This is a genomic window from Actinomadura viridis (assembly GCF_015751755.1).
Classification (GTDB): domain Bacteria; phylum Actinomycetota; class Actinomycetes; order Streptosporangiales; family Streptosporangiaceae; genus Spirillospora; species Spirillospora viridis.
Map to the genome: position 1 here is coordinate 3,817,547 of NZ_JADOUA010000001.1, position 14,680 is coordinate 3,832,226.

Annotated in this window: 13 protein-coding genes and 1 pseudogene; 6 read left to right on the forward strand and 8 right to left on the reverse strand. The window is 72.8% G+C overall.

Annotated elements, in window-relative coordinates; genetic code table 11:
- Positions 1 to 19 precede the first annotated feature (19 nt).
- The 6 genes from IW256_RS17250 to IW256_RS17275 form a co-directional block, all read right to left on the reverse strand.
- Positions 20 to 943, reverse strand: a complete 924-nt coding sequence (locus tag IW256_RS17250) for a branched-chain amino acid ABC transporter permease (RefSeq protein ID WP_197016365.1) — start codon at positions 941 to 943, stop codon at positions 20 to 22.
- Between the two features lie 278 nt (positions 944 to 1,221).
- Positions 1,222 to 2,082 carry a branched-chain amino acid ABC transporter permease gene (locus IW256_RS17255; RefSeq protein ID WP_197011962.1) on the reverse strand — a complete coding sequence of 287 codons (861 nt, stop codon included), beginning with the start codon at positions 2,080 to 2,082 and terminating at the stop codon, positions 1,222 to 1,224.
- Complete coding sequence (locus tag IW256_RS17260; RefSeq protein ID WP_197011963.1) at positions 2,079 to 2,747, reverse strand: ABC transporter ATP-binding protein; 669 nt, start codon at positions 2,745 to 2,747, stop codon at positions 2,079 to 2,081. Before IW256_RS17260 ends, IW256_RS17255 begins: the two co-directional genes overlap by 4 nt.
- A complete protein-coding gene (locus tag IW256_RS17265; protein ID WP_197011964.1) occupies positions 2,744 to 3,505 on the reverse strand; it encodes an ABC transporter ATP-binding protein in 762 nt (253 codons plus the stop codon). Before IW256_RS17265 ends, IW256_RS17260 begins: the two co-directional genes overlap by 4 nt.
- Before the next feature lie 3 nt (positions 3,506 to 3,508).
- Positions 3,509 to 4,762: an ABC transporter substrate-binding protein gene (locus tag IW256_RS17270; protein WP_307828923.1), complete on the reverse strand. Its 1,254-nt coding sequence runs from the start codon at positions 4,760 to 4,762 to the stop codon at positions 3,509 to 3,511.
- A 226-nt stretch (positions 4,763 to 4,988) separates the two neighbouring features.
- Positions 4,989 to 6,530: an acyl-CoA synthetase gene (locus IW256_RS17275; RefSeq protein ID WP_197011965.1), complete on the reverse strand. Its 1,542-nt coding sequence runs from the start codon at positions 6,528 to 6,530 to the stop codon at positions 4,989 to 4,991.
- Positions 6,531 to 6,688: 158 nt separating this feature from the next.
- On the opposite strand from IW256_RS17275, the gene IW256_RS17280 reads away from it, so the two are divergent.
- Positions 6,689 to 7,558 (forward strand): PaaX family transcriptional regulator, encoded by an 870-nt coding sequence (locus IW256_RS17280; RefSeq protein WP_197011966.1) that lies wholly within the window; start codon positions 6,689 to 6,691, stop codon positions 7,556 to 7,558.
- 87 nt (positions 7,559 to 7,645) lie between these two features.
- Here IW256_RS17280 and IW256_RS17285 read toward each other — a convergent pair whose 3' ends face one another.
- Positions 7,646 to 8,782: a serine hydrolase domain-containing protein gene (locus tag IW256_RS17285; protein WP_197011967.1), complete on the reverse strand. Its 1,137-nt coding sequence runs from the start codon at positions 8,780 to 8,782 to the stop codon at positions 7,646 to 7,648.
- Positions 8,783 to 9,110: 328 nt separating this feature from the next.
- Here IW256_RS17285 and IW256_RS17290 point away from each other — a divergent pair, with 328 nt between their 5' ends.
- From IW256_RS17290 to IW256_RS17305, 4 genes and pseudogenes are all read left to right on the forward strand, one after another.
- Positions 9,111 to 9,941, forward strand: a complete 831-nt coding sequence (locus IW256_RS17290; RefSeq protein ID WP_197011968.1) for an MIP/aquaporin family protein — start codon at positions 9,111 to 9,113, stop codon at positions 9,939 to 9,941.
- 18 nt (positions 9,942 to 9,959) lie between these two features.
- Entirely contained in the window at positions 9,960 to 11,477 is a 1,518-nt protein-coding gene (gene glpK / locus IW256_RS17295; protein WP_197011969.1) for a glycerol kinase GlpK, read from the forward strand.
- Positions 11,478 to 11,730: 253 nt separating this feature from the next.
- Positions 11,731 to 12,024 (forward strand): annotated as a pseudogene (locus IW256_RS17300) (MFS transporter); the annotation flags it as partial.
- A 149-nt stretch (positions 12,025 to 12,173) separates the two neighbouring features.
- A complete protein-coding gene (locus IW256_RS17305) occupies positions 12,174 to 12,578 on the forward strand; it encodes a RidA family protein (RefSeq protein ID WP_197011970.1) in 405 nt (134 codons plus the stop codon).
- 60 nt (positions 12,579 to 12,638) lie between these two features.
- Here the strand turns inward: IW256_RS17305 and IW256_RS17310 are convergent, their stop codons facing one another.
- On the reverse strand, positions 12,639 to 13,760 hold the full coding sequence (locus tag IW256_RS17310) for a Gfo/Idh/MocA family protein (RefSeq protein ID WP_231403820.1): 1,122 nt from the start codon (positions 13,758 to 13,760) through the stop codon (positions 12,639 to 12,641).
- On the opposite strand from IW256_RS17310, the gene IW256_RS17315 reads away from it, so the two are divergent.
- Complete coding sequence (locus tag IW256_RS17315) at positions 13,759 to 14,640, forward strand: trypsin-like peptidase domain-containing protein (protein WP_197011972.1); 882 nt, start codon at positions 13,759 to 13,761, stop codon at positions 14,638 to 14,640. The genes IW256_RS17310 and IW256_RS17315 overlap by 2 nt on opposite strands.
- Positions 14,641 to 14,680: the final 40 nt, after the last annotated feature.

A 14,680-nucleotide genomic window follows, 5' to 3' on the forward strand; every position in this document is an offset into this window, starting at 1 on the left:
GCCGGCAGGTTACGGATCTTCAGGCCGCCTTCGTTCCCCGCGCGGCCAGCCGGTCCCGCACCGCCGGCACCAGGCCGCCGGGCAGGAACAGTACGGCGGCGATCAGCAGGATCGAGTAGACCGCGTACGACAGCACGCTCGGCGCGTAGCTGGGCATTCCCTCCATCGTGCCGATGTTGTTGAGCAGCTGGACCAGCAGGACGATCGCGGTGGCGCCGGCCAGCGCGCCCCAGATCGTGCCCAGCCCGCCCACCACGGCCATCACCACGTACTCGATGGACAGCAGGACGGGGAACGAACCGGGCGCGATGTAGCCGACGTAGAAGGCGTAGATGCCCCCGGCCAGGCCGGCGAAAGCGGCCGACAGCGCGAACACCGCCAGCTTGGCGCGCCCCACGGCCACCCCCGCCGACTCGGCCGCGATCTCGCTGGTCGCCAGCGCCCGCAGGCCCCGCCCCGCCCGGGACTCGATCACGTTCCGCGCCACCAGGACCACCACCGCCACCGCCGCCCAGGTCAGGAACGCGTAGCCGCGGTCACCGCCCAGCTCCAGCGGCCCGGCGCCGAACCGCGGGATGCCCTGCAACCCGATGCTGCCGCCCAGGAACTCCAGCTCGCCCGCGAGCGACAGCAGGATCAGCTGCGTCGCGAGCGTCGCGAACGCCAGATGGTGTCCGCGCAACCTCAGCAGCGGGATCCCGATGACCACCGCGAACAGCGCCGCGACCAGCGGCGCCGCGGCGAGCCCGAGCACCGGCGGCAACCCGTGCACGCTCATCAGCCCGGCCGTGTACCCGCCCACCGCGTAGAAGGCCGCCTGCCCCAGCGACACCTGCCCCGCGTACCCCATGAGCAGGGACACCCCGACCGTGACCATCGCCGCCAGGCCCAGCAGGATGAACACCGACAACCGGCCCTCATCCAGCGTCGCCGCAAGCGCCATCGTCACCACGAACAACAGGGCTGTGCTTCCCAGTCGCCTCCGGGGCGCCTTTCGGTGCCGCCTTCCCTCGTCGCTCTGGTCGCTGCGCTCCCGCCGCTCCTCAGTCCAGGCGGCACCGCGCCCCTCCGGCTCTGTGCTTCCCGGTCGCCTCCGGGGCGCCTTTCGGTGCCGCCTTCCCTCGTCGCTCTGGTCGCTGCGCTCCCGCCGCTCCTCAGTCCAGGCGGCACCGCGCCCCTCCGGCTCTGTGCTCCCCTCCGGCTCTGTGCTCCCCGGTCGTGTCATACGGCCTCCTCCTGCAGGGCGGGAGTACGGGCGGCCTGCCAGATCATGATGGCGAGCATCAGGCCCAGCGCGACCTCGATCTGGTAGGACGCCTTGCCGTACCCGGCGACCATCGCCTCCGCGACGCCCAGCACCAGGCCACCGGCCAGCGCGGCGCCCGGGCGCGTCAGGCCGCCGAAGACGGCCGCCGCGAAACCGTTCACGATCAGCGTCACCTCGGAGTCGAACGAGATGGGCTGCAACGGCGTCACCAGCACCCCGGCGATGCCGCCCAGCGCGCCGCCCAGGCCGAACGCCAGCAGGCCCATCCGACGCACGTCGATGCCGATGACCTGCGCGGCGTAGGGGTTGGAGGCGCAGGCGGTGAGGCCCTTGCCCGCGTAGGTGCGGCCGAAGAACAGGCCCAGCGCGGTGAAGGTCACCGCGGTCACCCCGATGACCAGCAGGTACTGCTTCTGCACGGTCGCGCCCGCGAGGGTGAACGCCCCGCCGAGGCCGGGGAACGAGCGCGGCTGGTCGCCCCAGATCATCACCTCCACCGCGTAGGCGAGGATCCCGATGCCGAGCGTGATGATCAGTGCGGACAGCGGATCGGTGCCGCGCCGGCCGATCGCCAGCAGCCCCACCAGGAGCCCGGCCCCCACCGCGACCGCCACCGCCGCGACCTCCGCCACGCCGTGCGGCAGGCCCGCGTTCAGGAACGAGGCCGCGCTGAGCCCGGCGACCACCGCGAACATGCCCTGGGCGAAGTTGACCACGCGGGTGACCCGGTGGACGGCCACCAGGCCGCTGCCGATGAGCGCGAAACCGCACCCCACCGCCAGGCCGTTGATCAGGTAGCTGAGAAAGGCGCTCACGGGGCCTCCTGGATGGGGCCGCCCAGATAGGCGCCCTCGACCTCGGGACTGCGGGCCAGCTCGGCCGACGGGCCCTCGGCGACGATCCGCCCGGCCTCCAGCACGTACGCCCGGTCGCACAGATCGAAGGCCAGCCGGGCGTTCTGCTCGATCAGCAGGACGGCGGTCCCCCGCTCGGCGTTCAGCTCGCGCAGATGGCGGGCCAGGTCGGCGATCACCAGCGGCGCCAGCCCGAGGGACAGCTCGTCCACCGCGATCACCTCCGGGCGGGCCATCAGCGCCCGGCCCACCGCGACCATCTGCTGCTCCCCGCCCGACAGGGTCCCGGCGCGCCGGCCGCGCAGCCGTTCCAGGCCGGGCAGCAGCGCGTACACCGCGGCGGTGTCCCGTTCCCGGACCCGCCAGGCGCCCAGCCGCAGGTTGTCCTCCACGGTCAGGTCCGGGAAGAGCTGCCGGCCCTCGGGGACGTGCGCGAACCGGCCGCCGACCCGGACCGTCCCCGAGGCGGCGGGAACGATGCCCGACAGGGTGTCGACCAGGGTGGACTTCCCGGCCCCGTTGGGCCCGACCAGGGCGACCATCTCCCCGGCGCCGACCCGCAGCGACACCCGGTCCAGCGCGGTGGCGGACCCGTACCGCACGGTCAGCTCCTCGACCTCGATCACGGGCGGGCCTCCTCGCCGAGGTAGGCCGCCACGACCCTGGGATCGGACCGGACCCGCTCGGGGGTGCCGTCGGCGATCACGCGGCCCAGGTCCAGGACGGTGATCCGGTCGGCCAGCCGGGTCACCATCGCCACGTCGTGCTCCACCAGCATGATCGTGAGACCGTCCCGGTGGAGTTCGGCGATGAGGTCGGCCAGCGCCCGCCGTTCGGCCGCGCGCAGCCCTGAGGCGGGCTCGTCGAGCAGCAGCAGCCGGGGACCGCCGCACAGCGCGCGGGCCAGCTGCAGCGAGCGCTGCTGGCCCAGCGGCAGCGACTCGGCGGGCCGGCCGGCCCAGCCGGTGAGGCCGACCCGGGCCAGCGCCGCGTCCGCCCGGTCCCGGATCAGCCTCTCCTCGCGGGAGTGCCGGGGCAGCCGGAGTGCGGCGGTCCAGAAACCCGCGCGGGTGCCGGCGTGCGCGCCCACCATGACGTTCTCGCGTACGGTCATGCCGCGGAAGACCCGTGCGGCCTGGAAGACGATGGCGATGCCGAGCGCGGCCCGGCCGTGCGCGGGCAGCCGGCCCAGCGGGCGCCCGTCCAGGTCGATCGTGCCCTGGTCGGGCCGCAGATGCCCGGCGATCAGGTTGAACAGCGTGGACTTGCCCGCGCCGTTGGGGCCGATGATGCCGCGCAGCTCACCCTCGCCGACGGCCAGGCCGACGTCGCGGACGGCGTAGACCCCGCCGAAGTGCTTGGAGAGTCCCGTGGTCCGGAGCACGCCTCACCCGCCGGAGACGGTCTTGGCCAGCTGCTCCTTGGCCCAGTCGGTGGGGACGAACTGGCCGTTCCGCACGGTGTTCACCGAGATGTACTCGGGTGAGAGGCCCGAGTGGTCGGTCGGGGAGTAGCGGAACCGGCCGTTGGGGGTGATCAGGTCCATCGTCTCCAGCGCCTTCTGGACCTTCTCGCCCTCGGTGCCGCCCGCCTTCTTGATCGCCTCGAAGAGCAGCAGCGCGGCGCTGTAGCCGTCCTGCGCGAACTGCGGCGGCCCGTACCCGTGCTTCTGCTTGTACGGAACGGCCAGCTGGTCGATGACCTGCTTCTGCGGCCCGGGCGGGAGATGGTCGCCGACCACGCCGATCGCGCTCTGCACCGTGATGCCCTCGGCGGCGGCGCCCACCGGCTTCAGCCACAGGGAGCTGGCCTGGGACGCGGTGAGCATCAGCGGGATCCTCACCCCGGAGGCGGCGTACTGCTTGGCGACGGTGACGCCGGGCGCGCCGGTGCCCCAGAACAGGAACGCCTGCGCGCCGGAGTCCTTGATCCGGGTGAAGATGGGGCTGAAGTCGCCGGTGGTGGTCTCGTACGGCTCGTCCTTGACCACCTGGACCCCGTACTTGGGGGCGAGCCGGAGCGTCGACCTGTGCCCGGCGACCGAGTAGCCGCTCTTGCTGTCGTGCGCCATCGCGATCTTGGTGATCTTCTCGTGCCGGAAGTACTGGAGGTAGCGCTCGGCGTACATCGCCGACAGCGCGGGGGTGACGAACACGTACGAGCGGATCGGCTCGACCTGCTCGGTGGCGGGGGCCAGGGAGAGGTAGGGGATCTTCTCGCGCTGGGCGATCGGCTCGGCGGCCAGCGCCGAGTTGGAGAACACCGGCCCGATCACCGCGTCCACGTCCCGTTTGATGGCGTTGAGGGCCAGCACGGCCTGGTCGGGCTGGGTCTTGTCGTCCCGGAAGACGATCTCCACCTTGCGGCCGAGCACCCCGCCCTTGGCGTTGAACTGCTCGACGGCCAGCTCGACCGCCTTCTTGTCCTCGCTGCCCAGCGGGGCGTAGTTGCCGGTCAGCGAGGTGATGAGGCCGATCTTGATCGGGCCGGAGCCGCCGCCGGAGGAGTCCCCGCAGGCCGCCGCGAGCGGGAGCAGGAGGGTCAGGGAGGCCAGCGCGGCCAGGGGCGTGCGGGGGAGGCGGCGGGCGCGGCGCACGGCCGCCCGGGGCGGGGTGGTACGGCCGGTCAGGAGTCTTCCCACGGTGCTCTGCACCTTCTCTCGGTCGGTCCGGACGGTGGGGCCGGGGGTCCGGCGTGCTCAGACGGACTGGGACGAGTCGGAAGTCTTGGGCGAGCGCTTGTTTCTTCGGGGTCCTGGACGAGGCGTCGGCTCGGGAGCGGGGGACGGGGAGCGGGGAGCGGGGGATGGGCGGGGGAGCGGAGACCGACGGGAAGGGGCGGGAACGGGGCGGGTCAGGCGGGGCGGGTCAGGCGGTGCCGTGGTCCGTGCGCAGGGGCCGCTTGAGCAGCTTGCCCGCGGCGTTGCGGGGGAGCCGGTCGGTGAACACGACCGACTTGGGGATCTTGTAGGGGGCCAGCCGGCCGGCGACGGCGGCCAGCACGCCGTCCGCGGTCAGGTCCGAGCCCGGCCGGGCCACCACCACGGCGCGGCCGACCTCGCCCCACTTGTCGTCGGGCACGCCGATGACGGCGCACTCCAGGACGTCGGGATGGGTGAGGATGGCGTGCTCCACCTCGGCCGGATAGATGTTCTCCCCGCCCGAGATGATCATGTCTTTGATGCGGTCGACGATGTAGGCGTAGCCGTCCTCGTCGACGCGGGCGGCGTCGCCGCTGCGGAACCAGCCGTCGGTGAACGCCGCGGCGCTCTCCCGGGGCAGCCCCCAGTAGCCGCGGAAGACGTGCGGCCCGCGGACGACGACCTCGCCGGTCTCGCCGGGCGGGACGTCGTCGAAGGAGGAGTCGACCACCCGGACGTCGCTGAAGAAGTGCTGCACGCCCGCGGACCCGGCCTTGCTCACGGCGTGCCCGGCGTCCAGGAAGAGCACGCCGGGGGAGGCCTCGGTCATGCCGTAGCCCTGGAGGAAGGTCAGCCCGCGTTCGCCGTAGGCGGCGATGAGGGTCGGCGGGACGGGCGCGCCGCCGCAGGTGAGCAGGCGCAGCGACGACAGGTCGGCGCCCTCCCACCGGGGCGACCTGGCGACCTGCTGGAACATCGCCGGCACGCCGAACATGAACGACACCCGGTGCCGTTCGATCAGGTCGAGGGTGGCGTCGGCGTCGAAGGCGCCGACCAGGACGCAGCGCCCGCCCTTGAGCAGGACGGGGAGGGTCAGCATGTTCAGCCCGGCGGTGTGGAACAGCGGGGCCGAGACCAGGGCGACCTCGTCGGCGAGGAGGTCGTGGTCGATCAGGACGTTGACCGCGTTCCAGGTGATGTTGCCATGGGTGAGCATGGCGCCCTTGGGCCGCCCCGTGGTCCCCGACGTGTACATGATCATGCAGAGGTCGTCCGCGGAGACGGGCTCGTCCACGGGCTCGGCGCCGCCGCCCGCCAGGAGGTCCGCGTAGCCGTGCGCGCCCTGCGCGCCGTGTCCGCCGTGCGTGCCGGGGCCGTCGAGGGCGACGTAGGAACGCACCGGCACCTGGTCGCGGATCCCCGCGACGAGATCGGCGTGCGCCGGGCCGTACACCAGCGCGGAAGTGCCCGAGTCGGCGAGCTGGTAGGCGATCTCGGGCGCGGCGAGCCGGGTGTTCAGGGGGACGAACACCGCGCCGAGCGCCCCGGCGGCGAACAGCGTCTCCAGGAAGGAGGGGTGGTTGGCGCCGAGGTAGGCCACCCGGTCGCCGCGCCGCACCCCGAGCGAGCGCAGGCCGTGCGCCAGCCGGGTCACGCGATCGTCCAGCTCGGCGTAGGTGAACGTCCGGCCGTCGTGGATCAGGGCGGGGCGCTGCGGGGTCTTCCGGGCCCGGCGCGCCGGCCAGGAACCGAGTCCCTCGTTGTGCATCGATGCTCCCTGGATCACGGGATCTGCGGGGATCGTGGCGGGGGTGAGGCGGGGGAGAGGGGCCGCCGGGACCCCTCGGAGTAGTGCGAAGATAGGCGTATTGATTGCGGCAGTCAATATTGTGCCCAACTTGCCGGCGGGGAGCCTACGCTGACCGCATGGGAGCCGAACCGCCGCACCGTCCAGACCCGCCGCCCCGGCCCCAGACGCTGATGCTGACCTTCCTCGGCAACTACGTGGTGAGGCGCGACATCGCCGTGTTCTCCGGCAGCTTCATCGAGGTCTTCGGGCGGCTCGGCGTGGGCGAGCACGCGATCCGTTCCACCCTCGGCCGCATGGCCCGCCGCGGGCTGCTGGCGCGCCACCGGCGGGGCCGGCGGATGTACTTCGGGCTCACCGCGCGCTCGGAGCGGATCCTGCTGGACGGGGAGGCGCGGGTGTGGCGGCGCGGCGCGGTCAACGCCGACTGGGACGGCCGCTGGACGGTGCTGGCGTTCTCGATGCCCGAGTCCTGGCAGCGCCAGCGGCACGACCTGCGGTCCCGCCTGGTGTGGGCCGGGTTCGGGCCGCTGGGCAACGGCATCTGGATCGCCCCCTCGCGGGTCGACGTCGGCGAGGTGATCGCGCCCGGCGGCCAGGACCACGGCCTGGGCGGGCGCGTCAAGGTCTTCCACGGTACTGCCGAGGAGCCGACCGACGTGGGAAGGATGATCCGTGACGCCTTCGACCTGGAGGCGCTGGCGGGCGGGTACCGGGCGTTCCTGGAGCGATGGGACCGGCCCGACCCGATCCCGGGCGCGCCCGACGACCTGGCCCGCTTCCTGTGGATGATGACCGAGTGGCTGAGCCTGGTGCGGGTGGACCCCCGGCTGCCCGTGGAGCACCTGCCCTCCGGGTGGCCGGCGTTCCGGGCCCAGGAGGTGCTGCACGGGCTGCGGCTGCGCTACGAGGTGAGCGCGCGTGCCATCGCCGAGGAGGTCATCGAGTACGTCCACGTGGGCTGTCCCGCCGTCACGCCCCCGGGGTGAGCGGCGAGGCCGGGACGGGCGGCGCGTCGGCCCGCCCGGGACCGGCCACCGGGGCGGGCCCGGTCCCGGACGCGGCCGCACGCCCTGTCAGGCCGCGCGGGTCCTGGCCACCTCGGCGGCGACCGCGCGGAACGCGGCCTCGGTCTCGTCCTGGCCGAGGACGGTCGCGAGCGTCGACTTCACGATGACCACGTCGTGCTCCGGTGAGACGTAGATGTGCTGCCCGGCCAGGCCGCTGGCCATGAAGTCGCCGTCCTCGCCGAGCCACCAGTGCAGGCCGTATCCCTGGTTGAACGGCGCCGACGGCCTGGTGGACTCCTTCACCCACGACTCCGGGACCACCTGACGCCCGTTGGCCTTGCCGCCCCGCAGGTACAGCAGGCCGAACCGGGCGAAGTCGCGGTCGGTGGCGTAGTAGCAGCAGTAGCCCATGCTGTTGCCGTTGGAGTCGTTGCCCAGGTAGACGGTCGACTCCATGCCGCCCGGCTGCCACAGCCTCCGCTCGACGTAGCGGTGGTAGGGGACGCCGGTGGCCCGGCTGACCACCCACGACAGCACGAACGAGTTCATGGAGGTGTACTCGAACCGGCTGCCCGGCTCCCAGCCGCGCACGCGCTGCCGGGCCATCTCGGGAAGCGGCGCGCCCAGGCTGGCCGCCACGTGCACCGGCGGCACGTCGGTGGTCTCCTCCCAGGCGATGCCGGACGACATGCGCAGCAGGTCGCGCAGCGAGACGCCGTCGTAGCCCGAGCCGCGCAGCTCCGGCAGGTAGGCGGTGACCGGGTCGTCGATGGAGGAGATCGCGCCCTCCTCCAGCGCGATCCCGATCGCCGCGGAGGTGAAGGACTTGGCCATCGACCAGGACTGGAAGCGGGTGTCGCGGGAGGCGAACGAGTAGCGCTCGAACACCACGTCCTGGCCGGTCCGGGCGTCCAGGACCACGAACCCCTGGGTCCCGGTGATCGCGAGGTACTGGTCCAGCGTGCGCGTCCGCCCGTCGTGGGTGTAGGTGACGTTCAGCCTCCGGGGCGCGTCCCGCAGCACGACGGGGTCGGCGGACGGGCGGAGCAGGTCGAAGCCGGCCGACCGCTCCATGGTGGAGACGGGCGGCGGGGAGGGGACCGGGCCGCCGGGGCCGGGGTCGGCCCGGACGGCGGTGGCGGGCGCGGAGACCAGGAGCGCCGCGGCGGCGACGGCACCGGCGGCGAGGGTTCTGCTGCGCATCGGGGATCTCCCGGGGGGATGGGACGAGCAGGGGATGAACAGATCGTCCTCGAACGGCGGCGGTGAGTAAATGTGCGAGTGCAACGAACCGGGGACCCGGCTCTGTGACCGGGCACACGCCCGCGCCCGGACCTAAAGATCGTCAAGAGTTTCAAGATCATCGCAGGCGGCCTATAGATCAGGGGCGCGCTGGGCAGACTCCGGAGGGTGATCGAGGCGCCCCGGGGTCACGCGGGCCACGGCCGCCGCGCGCCGGGACGCACCGCGATCACGTCCTTGGACGCGCGCGGACGGCGGACGGCGGAGCGCACCGCCCCGAGGAGGAGACATGGCGGATCGACTGGAACTGCCTCCGCTGGCGCGCGAGATGCTCGCGGAGTTCGCCGGGACGATGATCCTCATCCTGTTCGGGGTCGGTGTGGTGGCGCAGGTCGTCGCCGGGGGGCTGGGCAACCACGACAGCATCGCCTGGGCCTGGGGACTGGGCGTCACGCTGGGCGTGTACACGGCGGCCCGGATCAGCGGCGGCCACATCAACCCGGCGGTGACCCTCGCGCTGGCGGTGTTCCGGCGGCTGCCCTGGGTCAAGGTGGTCCCGTACGTGGTGGCGCAGTTCCTCGGGGCGTTCGTGGCGGCGCTGATCGTGCGGTGGAACTACACCGAGGTCCTGGCCAAGTTCGACCCCGGCCACACGCTCAAGACCCAGTTCGTCTTCTCCACGCTGCCCGGCAACGGCACCGCTCCGGTGAGCATGTGGGGCGGCTTCCGCGACCAGATCATCGGTACCGCGATCCTGCTGTTCCTGGTGATGGCCCTCACCGACGTCCGGAACAACCCGCCGCTGGCCAACCTCGCGCCGGTCGTGGTCGGTTTCGTGGTGGTGGCCATCGGCATGGCGTGGGGCACCGCCGCCGGGTACGCGATCAACCCGGCCCGTGACCTCGGGCCGAGGCTCGCCCAGTACATCACCGGCTACGAGGGGGCCTGGCGAGATCAGTACGGCGATCTCTACTTCTGGGTGCCGATCGTCGGCCCCCTGATCGGCGGCGTCATCGGCGCGGGACTGTACCTGCTCCTCATCGGCAGCAGCCTGAGCGTCGGGAAGGAACCGCCCACCCCCAGCCCGGAGAGCAAGCCCGAATACGACCCCAGGGCCTGACCGGAAGGGGAGCACCGGATGGCCGACTTCGTCGGAGCACTCGACCAGGGGACGACCAGCACCCGGTTCATGATCTTCGATCATGGCGGCAACGAGGTCGCCCGCCACCAGCTGGAGCACGAGCAGATCCTGCCCCGGGCGGGGTGGGTGGAGCACAATCCCACCGAGATCTGGGAGCGGACCCGCGCCGTCATCGAGTCCACCCTGAACAGGGCCGATCTGCGCCACACCGACCTGGCCGCGCTGGGCATCACCAACCAGCGCGAGACCACCGTGGTGTGGAACAGGCGGACCGGCCGCCCCTACTACAACGCGATCGTGTGGCAGGACACCCGTACCGACCGGATCGCCTCCGCGCTGGAGCGGGAGGGCAAGGGCGAGGTGATCCGGCACCGGGCCGGGCTGCCGCCGGCGACCTACTTCTCCGGCGGCAAGGTCCAGTGGATCCTGGAGAACGTCGGCGGGGTCCGCGAGGCCGCCGAGAACGGCGAGGCCCTGTTCGGCAACATCGACACCTGGATCCTGTGGCATCTCACCGGCGGGACCGACGGCGGCGTGCACGTCACCGACGTCACCAACGCCAGCCGCACCATGCTGATGGACCTGGAGACCCTCGACTGGGACGACGAGCTGCTGTCGTTCTTCGGCATCCCGCGCGCCATGCTCCCGAAGATCCGCCCCTCCTCGGCTCCGGACCCGTACGGCGTGACCCGGCCGCTGGGGCCGCTGGGCGGGGAGGTGGCGCTGAGCGGGGACCTCGGCGACCAGCAGGCGGCCACGGTCGGGCAGGTCTGCTTCGCTCCGGGCGAGGCCAAGAACACCTATGGGACGGGCAACTTCCTGCTCCTCAACACCGGCACCGAGCTGGTCCGCTCCAAGGCCGGGATGCTCACCACGGTGTGCTACCGCTTCGGCGAGGACGCCCCGGTGTACGCGCTGGAGGGGTCGATCGCGGTGACGGGCTCGGCGGTGCAGTGGCTGCGCGACCAGCTGGGCGTCATCTCCGGTGCCGCGCAGAGCGAGTCGCTGGCCCGGCAGGTGGACGACAACGGCGGCGTGTACTTCGTCCCGGCCTTCTCGGGCCTGTTCGCCCCGTACTGGCGCAGCGACGCCCGCGGCGCCATCGTCGGCCTGTCCCGCTACAACACCAACGCCCATCTGGCCCGGGCCACCCTGGAGGCGATCTGCTACCAGTCCCGTGACGTGGTGGAGGCGATGCGCGAGGACTCGGGCGTCTCCCTGGACGTGCTGAAGGTCGACGGCGGCGTCACCGCCAACGAGCTGTGCATGCAGCTGCAGGCCGACATCCTCGGCGTCCCCGTGTCACGGCCGGTGGTCGCCGAGACCACCGCGCTGGGCGCCGCCTACGCCGCCGGCCTGGCCGTCGGGTTCTGGCACACCACCGACGAGCTTCGCCAGAACTGGAACGAGGACAGGCGCTGGGAGCCCAGCTGGACCGAGGAGCAGCGCGAGCACGGCTATGCCGGCTGGAAGAAGGCCGTCCAGCGCACCTTCGGCTGGGTCGAGGTCGACTAGGGCGGCGCTCGGGGCCGCTGTGCGTGGTTGCTCTTCGCATGATCAGCAGGGGGAGCCCGTGCGGCTCGTTGGGGCTCCGGCGATGATGTTGCGCGGGGAGAATCTAGATGTGTAATATCCAGATTCTCGCGCCTCGGGTGAGGGGCCTTTCCGGGGGGTGAATCTGGATGTTCCATAGCCAGGTTGTAGGTGGACGATCCCCGGTCCGGCGGTGGGGGCCGTGGCGGCCGTGACGCTGGGGATCTTCGCCCTGATGACCTCCGAACTGCTGCCGGTCGGCCTGCTCACGCCGATCGGCGCCGACCTCGGCGTCTCGGACGGGACGGCCGGGTTGATGCTGACCGTGCCCGGCCTGGTCGCGGCCGCGTCCGCACCGCTGGTGGCCGTCCTGGCGGGTGGCGTGGACCGGCGGCCGCTGCTGGCGGGGCTGATCGGCCTCATGGCCGCCGCCAACCTGGTCTGCGCCGCCTCGACGCACTTCGCGGTCCTGCTGGCCGCCCGGGTCGCGGTCGGTGTGGGGGTGGGCGGGTTCTGGGCCGTCGCCGGCGGCCCGGCGGTACGGCTCGTGCCGCCCGCGCACGTTCCCCGCGCGACGGCCGTGGTGTCTGACGGCCCGGGCGGCGACCTGTCTCGCGACCTGTCTCACGACCTGTCTCACGACCCATCGAACGATCCGAGATCGAAGGAGAACACATCATGTCGCACACCATCACCAACCCCGGCACCCTGCACGACCCCACCGGGTTCGGCTACAGCCACGTGGCCCGCGCCTCGGGGGATCTGGTGTTCATCGCGGGCCAGTACGCCTCCGGCGGTGACGGGCACGTCACGTCCCCCGACTTCGCGGCGCAGGTCGACCGGGCCCTGGAGAACCTGGGTACGGCCCTGGCCTCGGCCGGGCTCGGCTACGAGGACGTCTTCCAGCTCCGCACCTACATCGTCGACCATGACGCGGCCAAGCTGCAGGTGGTGCTGGAGCGGCTCGGCCGGATCTGGGGGGACACCCCGCCCGTGCAGACCCTCCTCGGCGTGGCCGCCCTGGCCCTGCCGGAGATGCTCTTCGAGATCGACGCCATCGCGGTCGCGCGCGATCACTCCTGACCGGCCGCCGCCCGGGAGCGGCGGGCCCGCACCGTCCGCGGTGCGGGCCCGCCGGGCGTCTCAGCGGCGGAACGAGCCCGCGATCTCGTCGATCACCCGGAGCACGGCCACCGACTCGTCCAGCGGCAGGAGCGGGGACTCGGTGAGGCCGAGGCGCAGGCAGCGCGCCACCTCCTCGGCCTGGTAGGTGTAGCCGTTGCCCGCCAGGTCCACCGAGAAGGTCTCCCGCTCCCCGCCCTGCCGGACGAGGGTCATGGCCTCGGGCCGGTAGAACGGGGCGGCCAGCTCGATCCGCCCCTTCGTGCCGACGATGGTGGCCGTGTGCGGCGACTCGCCCATGAGCCCGCAGTGCAGCAGCGCCACCGCCCCCGCGCGGTAGCCGAGCAGGATCCCGGTGTTGGCGTCCACGCCCGTGGGCGCCGGGGCCGCCGTGGCCTGGACGGTGTCGGGCGGGCCGAGCAGCGGCCAGGTGATCGACAGCACGTAGCAGCCGAGGTCCAGCAGCGCGCCCCCGGCCAGTTCCGCCGCCCAGAGCCGGTGCGCCGGGTCGAACGGCGGGGCGATGGAGAAGTCGGCGAAGATCGCCGAGACGTCGCCGATCGCGCCCTCGCCCACCAGGGAGTGCAGCCGCCTGATCAGCGGGCTGAACCGGGTCCACATGGCCTCCATGACGAAGACCCCGTGCTCGCGCGCCAGGTCCGCCAGCCGGGCCGCCTCCGCGGCGGAGGTGGTGAGCGGCTTCTCCACCAGCACCGCGCGCCCGGCCTCCACGCACAACCGGGCCGGTTCGAAGTGCACCGGGTGGGGCGTGGCGACGTAGACCACGTCCACCTCGGGGTCGGCCGCCAGGGCGGCGTAGGAGCCGTGCGCCCGCCCGATGCCGTGGCGGTCGGCGAACGCGGCGGCGGTGGCGGTGGACCGCGAGCCCACGGCCACCACCTCGTGCCCCTCCAGGCGGAGCAGATCCGCGGTGAAGACCTCGGCGATCCCACCCGTGCCCAGGATGCCCCAGCGAATCGTTTTGTCGGCCATGTGGCACATCGTACGGGCGTCCATGATCTCGCCGGCCCGCCGATCGCGCGGCCCGCCGCCGCGGACCTTGCCCTCCGTCCCGGTGCCGGACATGATCGGGCGGCATGGCGGCGGCCGTCCCGCGCCGCCCCGCCCGAGAGGAACCCTCATGATCCGACGCCTGGCCGGAGCCGTCCTCGCCACCGCCGCGGGCGGCACCGTGCTGACCGCCGCCGGCACCGCGCAGGCCGCGCCGGCCGCGGCTCCCGCCGCTCCCGTGGCGCCCGCCGCCGGGGTGGACTTCACCGGGATCGTCGCGCTGAGCAACTGCTCGGGCTCGCTGGTACGCGGGCCGCGTTCCCGCGACGGCGACAAGGCGCTGGTCCTCACCAACGGGCACTGCCTGGAGACCGGCATGCCGGCCGCGGGCGAGGTCATCGCCGACCGGCCGTCCACCCGCTCGTTCACGCTCCTGGACCCCAGCGGACGCCGGACGCTGGGCACGCTCGGCGCCACCAGGATCGAGTACGCCACCATGACCGACACCGACGTGGCCGTCTACCGGCTCGGCAGCACCTACGCCCAGATCCGCGCGAAGTACGGGATCGGCGCGCTGCGGCTCTCCCTCGCGCGCCCCCGGACGGGCGAGCCGATCCGGGTGGTCTCGGGCTACTGGAAGCGGATCTACTCCTGCAAGATCGACGGGTTCGCGTACCGGATGCGGGAGGCCGGCTGGACCTGGAAGGACTCCATCCGCTACACGCCCGAGTGCGCCACCATCGGCGGCACCTCGGGGTCCCCGATCGTGGACGCGCGCACCCGGCAGGTCGTCGGCGTCAACAACACCGGCAACGAGGACGGCGAGCGCTGCACCCTCAACAACCCGTGCGAGGTCGGCAGGGACGGCCGGGTCACCGTGCGGAAGGGCATCAACTACGGCCAGCAGACCTACCACCTGGCCCGCTGCCTGGGCGCGGGCAACGACGTCGTGCTCGGCGGCACCTGCGCGCTGCCCCGGCCCTCCGCGTACCCGCGCCGGCCGTCCGCGTAGCCCGCCCGGCACCGGACCGGCCGCGCCGCCGCGCCGCCGC